Annotated in this window: 14 protein-coding genes; 3 read left to right on the forward strand and 11 right to left on the reverse strand. The window is 74.6% G+C overall.

Translation table 11 applies throughout. The features are described from left to right. Positions 1–2: 2 nt before the first annotated feature. The 4 genes from M2302_RS08075 to M2302_RS08090 all read right to left on the reverse strand — a co-directional run bounded on the left by M2302_RS08075 (position 3) and on the right by M2302_RS08090 (position 4,164). Positions 3–1,451 carry a hypothetical protein gene (locus M2302_RS08075; RefSeq protein WP_280837294.1) on the reverse strand — a complete coding sequence of 483 codons (1,449 nt, stop codon included), beginning with the start codon at positions 1,449–1,451 and terminating at the stop codon, positions 3–5. 119 nt (positions 1,452–1,570) lie between these two features. Then, positions 1,571–2,575, reverse strand: a complete 1,005-nt coding sequence (locus M2302_RS08080) for a glycine betaine ABC transporter substrate-binding protein (RefSeq protein WP_280837295.1) — start codon at positions 2,573–2,575, stop codon at positions 1,571–1,573. A 156-nt stretch (positions 2,576–2,731) separates the two neighbouring features. Continuing rightward, on the reverse strand, positions 2,732–3,481 hold the full coding sequence (locus M2302_RS08085; protein ID WP_280837296.1) for an ABC transporter permease subunit: 750 nt from the start codon (positions 3,479–3,481) through the stop codon (positions 2,732–2,734). After that, the gene (locus M2302_RS08090; RefSeq protein WP_154941372.1) at positions 3,478–4,164 is read right to left on the reverse strand and encodes an ABC transporter permease; all 687 of its coding nucleotides are present in this window, start codon (positions 4,162–4,164) and stop codon (positions 3,478–3,480) included. Before M2302_RS08090 ends, M2302_RS08085 begins: the two co-directional genes overlap by 4 nt. A 2-nt stretch (positions 4,165–4,166) precedes the next feature. On the opposite strand from M2302_RS08090, the gene M2302_RS08095 reads away from it, so the two are divergent. After that, on the forward strand, positions 4,167–5,165 hold the full coding sequence (locus M2302_RS08095; RefSeq protein WP_280837297.1) for an ABC transporter ATP-binding protein: 999 nt from the start codon (positions 4,167–4,169) through the stop codon (positions 5,163–5,165). 70 nt (positions 5,166–5,235) lie between these two features. On the opposite strand, the gene M2302_RS08100 is transcribed toward M2302_RS08095, so the two are convergent. The 7 genes from M2302_RS08100 to folP form a co-directional block, all read right to left on the reverse strand. Beyond that, positions 5,236–5,736, reverse strand: coding sequence for a hypothetical protein (locus tag M2302_RS08100; RefSeq protein ID WP_280837298.1), 501 nt, complete (start codon positions 5,734–5,736; stop codon positions 5,236–5,238). 62 nt (positions 5,737–5,798) lie between these two features. After that, on the reverse strand, positions 5,799–6,104 hold the full coding sequence (locus M2302_RS08105; protein ID WP_280837299.1) for a hypothetical protein: 306 nt from the start codon (positions 6,102–6,104) through the stop codon (positions 5,799–5,801). 55 nt (positions 6,105–6,159) lie between these two features. Continuing rightward, positions 6,160–7,380 (reverse strand): ABC transporter permease, encoded by a 1,221-nt coding sequence (locus M2302_RS08110; protein ID WP_280837300.1) that lies wholly within the window; start codon positions 7,378–7,380, stop codon positions 6,160–6,162. A 102-nt stretch (positions 7,381–7,482) separates the two neighbouring features. Next, entirely contained in the window at positions 7,483–8,019 is a 537-nt protein-coding gene (locus M2302_RS08115; protein ID WP_280837301.1) for a DUF3180 domain-containing protein, read from the reverse strand. A gap of 19 nt (positions 8,020–8,038) precedes the next feature. Then, positions 8,039–8,566: a 2-amino-4-hydroxy-6-hydroxymethyldihydropteridine diphosphokinase gene (gene folK, locus M2302_RS08120; protein ID WP_280837302.1), complete on the reverse strand. Its 528-nt coding sequence runs from the start codon at positions 8,564–8,566 to the stop codon at positions 8,039–8,041. Beyond that, complete coding sequence (gene folB / locus M2302_RS08125) at positions 8,563–8,922, reverse strand: dihydroneopterin aldolase (protein ID WP_280837303.1); 360 nt, start codon at positions 8,920–8,922, stop codon at positions 8,563–8,565. Before folB ends, folK begins: the two co-directional genes overlap by 4 nt. Before the next feature lie 52 nt (positions 8,923–8,974). Then, positions 8,975–9,928 carry a dihydropteroate synthase gene (gene folP / locus M2302_RS08130; RefSeq protein ID WP_280837304.1) on the reverse strand — a complete coding sequence of 318 codons (954 nt, stop codon included), beginning with the start codon at positions 9,926–9,928 and terminating at the stop codon, positions 8,975–8,977. 333 nt (positions 9,929–10,261) lie between these two features. Here folP and M2302_RS08135 point away from each other — a divergent pair, with 333 nt between their 5' ends. Further along, the gene (locus tag M2302_RS08135; RefSeq protein ID WP_088959938.1) at positions 10,262–10,576 is read left to right on the forward strand and encodes a hypothetical protein; all 315 of its coding nucleotides are present in this window, start codon (positions 10,262–10,264) and stop codon (positions 10,574–10,576) included. 13 nt (positions 10,577–10,589) lie between these two features. Beyond that, positions 10,590–10,952: a hypothetical protein gene (locus M2302_RS08140; protein ID WP_067302246.1), complete on the forward strand. Its 363-nt coding sequence runs from the start codon at positions 10,590–10,592 to the stop codon at positions 10,950–10,952. Positions 10,953–10,994: the final 42 nt, after the last annotated feature.

The following is a 10,994-nucleotide window of genomic DNA, read 5'->3' on the forward strand; positions in this document are numbered from 1 at the left end:
GGTCAGCGCCAGCGGCCACCGGCGCGCGGGGAGTCGTCCTGCGGCGGGTGGCCGTACCGCTCGCCGCCCCACTGCTGGCGGGCGCGCGGCTCCGGCTCGGCGGCCCGCCAGGAGTCGACCGGTTCCCGCTGCGCGGGCGCCCGCCACTGGTCGGCCGACCGCTCGCCCCACGTCTGCTCGGCGTGCTGCTGGCCGCGCGCCTGCTCCCGCCACTCCTGCGGCACCGGCACGCCGCCGGCCGGCAGCGCCGGATGCTCCTCCGCCTCGACCCAACCGCCGCCGCCCCACTGCTCGGCGGGCCGGCGGGGCTCGTCGTGCCGTACCGACGCCCACCGGTCCTGCATGCGGAACTCGGCGCCGTCGGCGTGCACCTCCGCCCGGCGCTCACCGACCCGCACCTCGCGGCCCCGCCCGTCGTCGCGTACCTCGGCCCAGCGGTCGCCGGCCCGTACCCCGGACCAGTTCTCCTCCGCCGGGTACGACCCGCCCGCCCAGGACTGGTCGGCGCGGTCGTCGGCGGCGCCCGACCAGGACCGCTCCTCGGGCTGCCCGCCCGACCAGGGCCGGTCCTCCCGCTGGCCGCTCGACCGTTCGTCGCGTTGGCCGGCCCAGCCCCGCTCCGGCTCGGCCCGCTCCGACCAGGAGCTCTCCGGCTCCGCGCCGCTCCAGGACGACTCCTCGGGAGCGGGGGACCAGCGCCCGGCGTAGCCGGCGTAGGCGTTGCCGACCGCCGGGTCCGCGCCGTCCACCACGGTGTGCCGGGTGGTCACGTGCACGGTCTCGGTGTGCCGCAGCACGGGACGGCCGCCCGCCTCGGGGGCGGGGGCGGCACCACGCGGCTCGCGCGGAGCGCCGTACACCCCGGCCTGGCCGGCGTCGGAACGCTCCGCGCCGTAGCGACGCCCGGCCGGCTCCTCGTCGTCCCGATCGGTGGTGCGGCCCCAGGTGGACGGGGTCTCCTCCGGCGCGGCGGCCCACCGCCGCCCGCCCGACGCCTGCTCCTGCGGGGCGGACACCCGGGCCCGGCCGGCGCCGGCCGGTTCCTCGGCCACCGCCCCGGTGATCCCGGCGGCCGCGGCGATGCCGGCCGCCGCCGCGTCCAGCCGGCGGCGCAGCGCGCTGACCTGGTCCTCCACCCGCTGGGACTGGTCGAGCGCCTGGTTGCCGCGCTGGGCGGCGGCCACGATCTCGGCCCGCAGCTCCCGGCGAAGCTGCTCCAGCTCGTCGAGGAACTCCTCGCCGCGCGGCTGGCCGCCGTCGGCGCGCAGCGCGATCGACAGACCGATCAGGACCACGGCCATGATGGCCAGGACGGCGGCGAACCGGAGCGGACCGTTGCCGTCGGCGATCAGCAGGATCAGCGCCGCGACGGGCGCGATCGCCACACCGATCCAGAACAGGACGGTCAGCAGCTGCGGGTGGTGCTTCTCGGGCACGACCGGGGCGGGCATGGCTGTGGAGCCTACCGAGAGATGCCCTGGGTGGGAACGGTCCCGAGGACCGAATCGCGACGTCAGCGGGTGCGGGCCGGGCGCGGCCGGCGGGGTGCCGCCGCGCCCGGAACCCGTGGTCAGCCGGTGGCGAGCGCGCCGTCGGAGGAGAAGACCAGACCGACGCTGGCGGTGCCGGTCTTCAGCGCGTTCTTGGTCTGCGGGCCACCGGCGTCCAGCGAGCTGAACGAGCCGGCCTTGAAGTCGTAGACCTCCACCAGACCGGCCTGGCACTTCGGCCGCTGCGGGCACTCCGGCGGGCCGGCCAGCACGGTCGCCGAGCCGGAGCACCTGGCCGCCAGGTCGGAGATCGTCCGCACGCCGTACTTGTCGGCGAACGCCTTCGTCACGGCGAAGGCGTTCTGGTCCTGCGCGGCGGCGGGCGCGCCGAAGGTGATGCCCACCTTGTCGCCGGCGGCCTTCAGCGCGGTCACGGTCTTGTCCAGCTCCGGCGAGGAGACCGGGGTGGCGTTCTTCCCGTTGGCCTTGGTGTTGAGGAACTCCGCCATGGTCGCCGCGTACTCCGGGACAACCTGGATCTGGCCCTTCTCCAGGGCCGGCTCGTAGAGCTCGCGGTTGCCGATCTGCTGCACCTTGACCTGGTAGCCGGCCGCGGTGAGGACGATGTTGTACAGCTCGGCCAGGGTCTGGCTCTCGCTGAAGTTGCCGGCGCCGACCACGATCTGCCCGCCGGGGCCCTTGGCGATGCCGGCGGTGAGGTTGTTCGCCGAGGCGAACCCCTCGGCGGCGGCCTTCGGGGTCTTGCGGTCGACGTCGACGGCCTTGTTGAGCGCGATCAGCTTCGGCGTGTCCAGCGCGGTGGAGACCTTGTCGAGCGCGGCGACCAGCTGCGGGTTGGCCGCGTCGACGTTGATCGCCGGGATGATGTTGTCGGTGTTCTGGAGCTTCTTGTCGTCGTCGAGGACGACCAGCTGGTCGCCGGCGACCGGGGCGCAGCCTGCCCCGCTCGCGCCCTGCTGGGGTGCGTCGGTGCCGGAGGACCCCTCGTCCCCGCAGCCGGTGAGCAGACCTGCCGCGGTGATGACGCCTACCGCGCCGACCGCCAGCCGTGTCCGTACGCGCATGATCGCGCCCGCCTTCCGTGTCCCGGCGCGACCCGAGGTGGGCCGGCCGCGTGTCCGACGGGCGATCCGATCGGCCGCCCGCGCCTCCAGCCAATATCCTCCGGCTCCCACCGACAAATTCGGAGCGGGTTCGTCACCGGATCGTCACCGGTTCGCTCAGTTTCCGGCGACGGCGGCCGCCGCTCGCCGCTTCGCCCGCCCCCGGGCCCGCCGCAGCGGCCGCGGGGTGACGGCCCGCTCGACCAGCGCCAACACCCCCTCGACCAGCAGCGCCAGCCCGGCCACCAGCACGCCCCCGGCGATGATCTGGCCGCCACCGGCCGCGATGTCCAGCCCGAAGCCCGCCCGGATGATCTGCCCGAGCCCGCCCCCGTTGACGAACGAGGCGAGCGCGGCGGTCGCCACCACCTGCACCGCCGCGGTCCGGAACCCGGCCGCCAGGTACGGCACCGCCAGCGGCAGCTCCACCCGGCGCAGCAGCTGCCCCCCGGACAGCCCCATCCCCCGCGCCGCGTCCCGGGCCTCCGGATCGGCCTGCCGCACCCCCGTGTACGCGTTGGCCAGCAGCGGCGGCACCGCGAAGACGGCCAGCGCCACCACCACCGCCGGCCGGCCGAACCCGAGGAAGGTCAGCGGCAGGATGGTCAGCAGCGCCAGGGTGGGGATCGCCAGCGTGACGTTGGAGATCAGCAGGACCAGCCCGCCACCGCGACCGCTGCGCCCGAGCCAGAGCCCGATCGGCCAGGCCACCAGGCAGCCGAGCAGCACCGCGGCGGCGGACATGCTCAGGTGCTCCGCGAGCCGGTCCAGGATGCCGTCCGGATTCGTCCAGTTCAGCGGGTCGTTGAGCCAGACCACCGCCTGCTCGACCGGATTCGTGCCCGCCCGGGCGGCCGTGGCCGTCATCCGGTCCGCCCGCGCAGCCACGGCGTGAGCAGCCGGCCCACCCCGGCGAGGATCAGGTCCAGCACCAGGGCGAGCAGGACGCAGAGCAGCGTCCCGGTCATGATCTGGGCCTTGTAGAAGTTGTTCTGGAAGCCGGCGAAGATGAGCTGCCCGAGGCCGCCGCGACCGACCACCACCCCGACGGTGACCAGGGCGACCGTCGAGACGGTGGCGAGGCGTACCCCGGTGAGGATGCCGGGCAGGGCCAGCGGCAGATCGATCCGGAACAGCCGCGCCCAGCGGCCATACCCCATGCCCTCGGCCGCGTCGCGGACCTCGGGAGGCACCTGGTTCAGCCCGGCCACCGCGTTGCGCACGATCACCAGCAGCGCGTACAGCACCACCACGGTCAGCACGGTGATCGCGCCGATGCCGAGGTAGGGCGCGATGAAGGCGAACAGCGCCAGCGACGGGACGGTGTACAGCACGCCGGTGAGTGCGAGAATCGGCCCGGCGAGGGCGCGGAACCAGTACGCCGCCACCGCCAACGGCAGGGCCACCAGGGCGGCGATCAGCACCGCCCGGGCGGTCAGCGAGGCGTGCTCGCGCAGCGCGGCGAGGATGGTGTCAGAGTTGTCCCGCACGTACTGCCAGGAGAACCACGGGTTACCGGGGTCGGCCCGGTAGCTCAGGTGGAGGGACACACGTGGACGTTACCCCGGGACCCACCGGCGCGGCCGGGCACAGCGCGGCCTCGATCACCCTGGACGGCATCCGGAAGCGCTACCCGGACGGCACCGAGGCCGTGCGCGAGCTGAGCCTGGAGGTCAAGGCCGGCGAGCTGGTGGTCCTGATCGGCCCCTCCGGCTGCGGGAAGTCCACCGTGCTGCGGATGGTCAACCGGCTGATCGAGCCGACCGGCGGCCGGATCCTGCTCGGCGACGAGGACATCACCCGGGTCGACCCGGTGAAGCTGCGCCGCCGGATCGGCTACGTGATCCAGAACGTGGGGCTCTTCCCGCACCAGACGGTGCACACCAACGTGGGCACGGTGCCCCGGCTGCTCGGCTGGCCGAAGGAGCGGATCCGCCGCCGCGCCGACGAGCTGCTGGAGCTGGTCGGGCTCGACCCGGCGCAGTTCGGCCGCCGCTACCCGCACGAGCTCTCCGGTGGGCAGCGGCAGCGGGTCGGGGTGGCCCGGGCGCTCGCCGCCGACCCGGTGGTGCTGCTGATGGACGAGCCGTTCTCGGCGGTCGACCCGATCGTCCGGACCCGGTTGCAGGAGGAGTTCCTGCGGCTCCAGGCCGAGGTCCGCAAGACGATCGTGCTGGTCACCCACGACCTGGACGAGGCGGTCCGGCTCGGCGACCGGATCGCGGTGCTCTCCCAGGGGGGCCGGCTGGAGCAGTACGACACCCCGGCCGCCCTGCTCGGCGCCCCCGCCTCGCCGTTCGTCCGCGAGTTCGTCGGCGCGGACCGCGGCATCCGCCGGCTCGCCGTCACCCCGCTCACCCGGGACACGCTGGCCCCGCTCCCCGGCGCGACCGCCGACCTGCCGGCGGTGCCGCTGGGCGGTTCCGCGTACGACGCGTTGGCGGCGATGCTCACCACGGGCTCCGAGACGGTCGTGGTCACCGCCGACGGCGAGCCGGTCGGCGCGCTCAGCCGGGCCCGGGTGCTCGAACTCGGCCAGACCGGGGCCTGACCCGGCCCCGCCGGCCGATGACGTCGCGGCCGACGACCCGGCCGTTCCGGCGCAGGTCAGGCAGGGAGGGTCAGGCTCGGCCGCCGAGGCTGGCGGTGCCGATGATCCAGCCGGCGAAGAAGCCGTAGGTGGCACCCGTACCGGTGGTCTGGAAGTCGGCGAGCAGCGGCCCGTCCGAGGTCAGCAGCGCCGCCAGCAGGGTCGCCGTGGCGGCGGCCAGGACGTACGCGGCCCAGCCGGAGAAGAACTGGCTCACCGATCCCTGCACCCGGGCCACCTGCGAGGTGGGCAGCAGGTAGAGGAAGGTCGCGGCGAACACCAGCAGCAGGATCGCCCGCAGGTCGGTGGCGAGCACCCCGTGCTCGCCACCGGCGGCCTCCAGGCGCCAGGCCGGCCAGCCGAGCAGCCGCAGGAACCAGCCGCCGGCGGAGTTCGGGTCGGTGTGCGCCTCGGCCCAGTCGACGTACCACGGGCTGCCGCAGACCCCGACCAGGATGAGCACGGCCAGGGTGCCGGTGCCGGCGGCGGTGCCGTACCCGCTGACGGTCCGGGGACGGTTGGTGAGGGCCATGCGGCGGAAAGTTCCCGACCCACCAAGGCGGGCAAACCTCCGCCAGCCGCCGGTACGACTGGTCAGTGCTTCACCAGGTAGTCGATGAACGCCGCGCGCAGCAGCGGCTCCGCCTCCTCGTAGCCATGCCCGGTCAGCTCCCGCCACAGCGCCGAGGCCTCGTCGATGATCGGGCCGATCGAGTTCGGCGCCCCGTCCAGCGCGGCGGCCTCGTCGGCGTTCGGCAGGTGGCGCAGCACCGACCAGAAGAAGCCCACGTCGCGGCGCTCCCGGGCCAGCGCGAAGGCCCGCTCCCGCAACTCCTCGGTGGAGAGCGCGTCGAGCTCGTCGAAGGTGCGGCCGGTACCGGCGGAAGGAGTCTCGCTCATGCCCGCGAGCCTAACCGGCGAGATCACCTACGGCCCGTCGGACGCGGGCACGGCCTCACCGGTCGTCGTCGTCCCAGCGGCGCGACCCGGTCTCCCAGCGGGGGGTCTCCCACGGGTCCGGCGGGGTGGCGGTCGACTGGGCCGGCAGCGCGGGCGGCCAGTTGTCGACGGTGCTCGGCCGGGGCAGCGACCAGCCGGTGCTGATCGTGCCGTCGCCGGCGGGCGTCGTCTCGGCCGGCTCGCCGGTCGCCCGACGTGGCCGCCCGCACGCCTCGACCAGCCGGGTCACCACCAGCCCGACGCCCAGCGCCGCGCCGCCCACGGTCCACCGGGAGACCGTCCAGCCGTGCGCGGTGGCCCAGGCCAGGAAGACCGCCACCACGCCCACCGCGAGCAGGGTGCCGAAGATCCCGCCGCGCCGACCGTACGCGCTGGTGCCGGCGAGCATCGCCACGCCGACCGCCAGCACCGTCCAGTCCAGCCCCGACCCGGGTACGACCGGGCCGGCGGCGTTGGCGGCCAGCAGCACCCCGGCCAGCGTGGCGAGCACGGTGGAACCGACCAGCGCCGCGGCGGTCACCAGGGCCGCCAGCACGCCCCGGCGGCGGGCCGGGTCGACCACCGGCCGGAACCGGCCGATCACCCGCCGGACCGCCCGGGTCGCGCCGAAGACCCCGCCCAGCACGGCGACGGCCGCGAACCCGGCGAAGAGGTAGAAGGCCGTGCGGCGCGCGTCGTAGTCGGCCTGCACTCCGACCGCGCCGGAGCGCCGCTCGATGTAGACGATCACGCCCGCGGCGGCGGCGAGGCTGGCCGCCCAGCCGGGCACGTGCAGCGCCACCACGGCCAGGGCCAAGGCGAGGCCACCGACGGCGGCGGCCACCAGGGCCGGGGTGAGCGCCGCCGTGACACCCCGATCGCCCTGCTCGGCGAAGTGCAGCGCGGCGGCGACGGCGACCGGCCCGACCGCCAGGTTCACCGCCGCGGTACGCAGGCTCAGCCCGGCGGCGAGGGCCAGCAGGCCGAGTGCGACCACGTCGACCAGAAGGGTACGCAGCCCGTCGCCGCGCAGCGCGTCGGCGTCCTCGCGGCGCAGCAGCAGCACCACACCGACCAGGACGACCAGGAGGAGCGTCTCCCACACCAGGTGCACGCCGACCCGGTCCCGGCCCGGCTCACCGTGCGCGGGATCGTCGAAGACGTTCTCCAGCACGGCGGCGGGCACCCCCGGCGTGGGCTCCACGAATCCGGCCCGGCCTGGTTCGTCGTACGCCATGCCGCGCGCCTCCCACGTGGCCGGCCGTCCTCGTTGACGGTCGTCTGCTCTCCGGTCGCCAGGGACGGTACCTGCGCACGCGGCCGCGCGTAACCCCCCTGATCAGCGGCGGGGCGGGCCGCCCTGCCGCTCGCCGGGCTCCCGGTCCTCGTCGTCCTCCTGCTCGGGGACCCGGCAGGCGCGTTCGAGCCAGAGCGCGGCGGCGGTCAGGGCGAGCGCGGCGAGCAGGCCGGCACCGGCCGTCGGCCGGTCGCCCATGGCGGCGTTGGTGTTCTCGATGAAGAGCCACGCGGTCAGCCCCGCGTAGAAGCCCGTGAAGATCGCCCCGGCCAGGGCGGACGCCTTGGCCAGCACCACGAACCGGGCGACCAGCAGCGGGTTGACCGGGTAGCGGCCCGGCCGGCGCTCGATCCGGCTGCGGGTGTTGGCCGCCGCGTACGCCTCCAGCACCGCGAGCGCGGCCAGCGTGACCACCGGCAGCCAGGGCAGGTCCGGCGCGACGTCGTAGTAGAAGGTGCTGATCAGCAACCAGGCCACCGCCGCGGCGGCGAGGGCGGCGACGACCAGGGTGGAGATCCGGGTGGGGCCCATCCGGAAGCGGTCGGGCTCGCTTCCGCGCGGGGGCTGCGCCTGGGTCATGCCGGCCGGCTCCACTCGGTCATGGGGTCGACTCTAACGCCAGATCGGGCCGGGGGCTCAGTTCCAGCGCGTCGCCGGCCAACGGCTCGGCGTTGAGCAGGTCGGTCAGCCAGCCGTGCCCGGGCAGCCGCCCGTGCGGCTCGATGTCGATCCACGGCCGCAGCACGAACGCGCGCAGGTGGGCGCGGGCGTGCGGCAGGGTGAGTTCGGGGTCGTCGCTGAGCACCGGCTCGCCGGCCGCATCCCAGACGGCGATGACGTCCACGTCCAGGGTGCGCGGTCCGAACCGGCGCTCGGGGTCGCGGACCCGGCCGGCCGCCCGCTCGGCGGCCCGGGCCCGCTCCAGCCAGTCGCGCGGGGTCGCCGCCGGGTCCGCGACCATCACCGCCGCGTTGAGGTACGCCGGCTGGTCGGCGTCCCCCCACGGTGGAGTCTCGTAGACCCCGGAGACCACCAGGACCGCGTCGCCGAGCGCGGCGACCGCGGCACGCAGGTGGGCGAGGCGGTCGCCCAGGTTGCTGCCGAGGGAGAGCACGGCCCGGGTCATCGGGTACGCCGCATCGTCACGGCGACGTCGGAGAAGGTGTGCGGGATCGGCGCCTCGGGCTTGTGCACGGTGACCGTGGCGGCGGCGACCAGCGGCTCGGCCAGGCAGACCGCGAGCAGCCGGTCGGCGAGCGTCTCGATCAGCGCGACCGGTTCGCCGGTGATGACGGTGACCAGCTTCTCGGCCAGTTCGCCGTAGTGCACCGTGTCGGTCACCTCGTCGGAGCGGGCCGCCGGTGCGAGGTCGAGTTCGAGCACCGCGTCGACGACGAACTCCTGCCCCTGTGCGCGTTCGAAGTCATAGACGCCGTGCCGACCGCGCGCCCGCAGGCCGGTCAGCTCGATCCGGTCGGTCATCGCTCTCCCTCGTTCCGGCCGACGTACGCGGCGGTCCCCAGCCCGGACGCGGTCACCGCGCCGGCTCGCTCTCCTGCCGGTCGGCCGGCCCGGCCGCCCCCACCGCGGGCACGCCGGCACCGCCCGGTTCCGCGCCGTCGTGGCCGGCGCGGCGCGCGGCCGGCTCGGCGACCAGGCGGGGGCGGCCGGTGGCCTGCCAGACGGCGAGCGCGTCGGCGGTGCCGCGCACGTCGTGCACGCGTACCCCCCAGGCGCCAGCGGCGACGGCCAGCAGGCTGGTGGCGGCGGTGGCCGCCTCCCGGTCGGCGGTGGGGCGCGGCTCGCCGTCGGCGTCGGCCAGCAGCCGGCCGAGGTACGACTTGCGGCTCGCCCCGAACAGCAGCGGGAAGCCGAGCGCGACCAGCTCGGGCAGGCGGGCGCTGAGCTCCCAGTTGTGGGCGGCGGTCTTGGCGAAGCCGAGGCCGGGGTCGACGATGATCCGATCGGCGGCCACCCCGGCGGTCAGCGCCTCGTCGACCCGCCGGCCCAGCTCGGCGCGCACGTCGGCGACCACGTCGGTGTAGGTGGCCAGCTCGCGCATCCCCCGCGAGTGCCCGCGCCAGTGCATCAGCACCCAGGGACAGCCGGCGTCGCGCACCACCCGGGCCATGTCCGGGTCGGCGAGCCCGCCGGAGACGTCGTTGACGACGGTGGCCCCGGCGGTCAGGGCCGCCTCGGCAACCGAGGCCCGGCTGGTGTCGATGCTCACCGCAACGCCGGCCGCGACCAGCTCCCGGATCACCGGCAGGACCCGGGCCGCCTCGGTCGCGGGGTCGACCCGGTCGGCGCCCGGTCGGGTGGACTCGCCACCGACGTCGATCAGCGCGGCGCCCTCCGCCCGCAGCCGTACGCCGTGTGCGACCGCGGCGTCGAGGTCGGCGTAGCGGCCACCGTCGGAAAAGGAGTCGGGCGTGACGTTGAGGACGCCCATCACCACCGGGTCCTGGGCCCGTACCAGATCGGTCACGACTAGACGGTACCGGTCGTCCACGCCCGCTCCGGCGACCCCCTGACATGCGCATTGGAACAGGTGTACGATCGGTCGTCCGGGTCGAATCGGGCCGACTCTTCGCGGGTTGTCGCAAAGGAGGGCGGGCCGTACGCTGTGGAATTGCCCAGCATCGAGATGGCGAAGCCTGGAGGGAGGGCCGAAGCGGGAAGAATCCCCCCAAAGCTCACCACTCTCCGTGGTGGGTAACGAACGTAGCGTCGCCGACGCTGCGCTGAGTGAGCACATTTCCCGCCAGGCTTGCCTACTGCACCGCCGCGGCACCGCCGGCCGCGACATGGGGAGGTTCCAGTGATCGCCTTCGAGCTCATGCAGACGGCGACGTCCGGCGTCGCGCAGGCCCTGCACACCCTGGCGACGACACCGCTCGCCGAAGAGGCTCCGAAGGGCATCGACACCAACGGCGTCGTCACCTTCTTCGCCAGCAAGATCGCGCCCATCCTGCTCGCCGTGCTCGGTGTGATCTTCATCGGCCGGGCCAGTCGCGGTGAGATCTCCAAGGTGCTCACCAGCTCGGCCATCGCGATCGTCGGCCTGGCCTTCATCGCCGGGGCGGCCACGCTCTTCTTCGTCGGTGACTACCTGATCGACCTGATCTTCGAATAGGCCCGGGCGAGACATGCGGCTGCGCACCGACGACGACATCTACCGGGCTCGCCTGGTCTACCTCGGGCCGCCCGGCTACACCCTTCCCGTCCACCTGCCGTACGCCCAGTACGGCCTGTTCATGCTGCTCGTACCCCTCTACATGTTCATCCACTGGCTGTTCACGCTGCAGGTCGAGCTCTTCCCCGCCTGGGAGATCGCGCTCGCCATCGTGAGCACCTCGTTCATCTTCCGGTACGTCGACCCGGACCGGCCGGCACGGATGGTCATCCGCACCGCCCTGACCGACTGGCGACGCACCCGGGAGCCGGCCGCCGAGCTGCGGGACCCCCGCCTGGTCGGCAGCCGGATCAGGATCCGGGAGGAACTGGCATGACCGGGCGTACGTCGATCGGGCAGTCGAACCACACGGGTGAGG

Origin of the sequence: Micromonospora sp. A200 (assembly GCF_029893845.1) — a bacterium.
Lineage (GTDB): Bacteria > Actinomycetota > Actinomycetes > Mycobacteriales > Micromonosporaceae > Micromonospora > Micromonospora purpureochromogenes.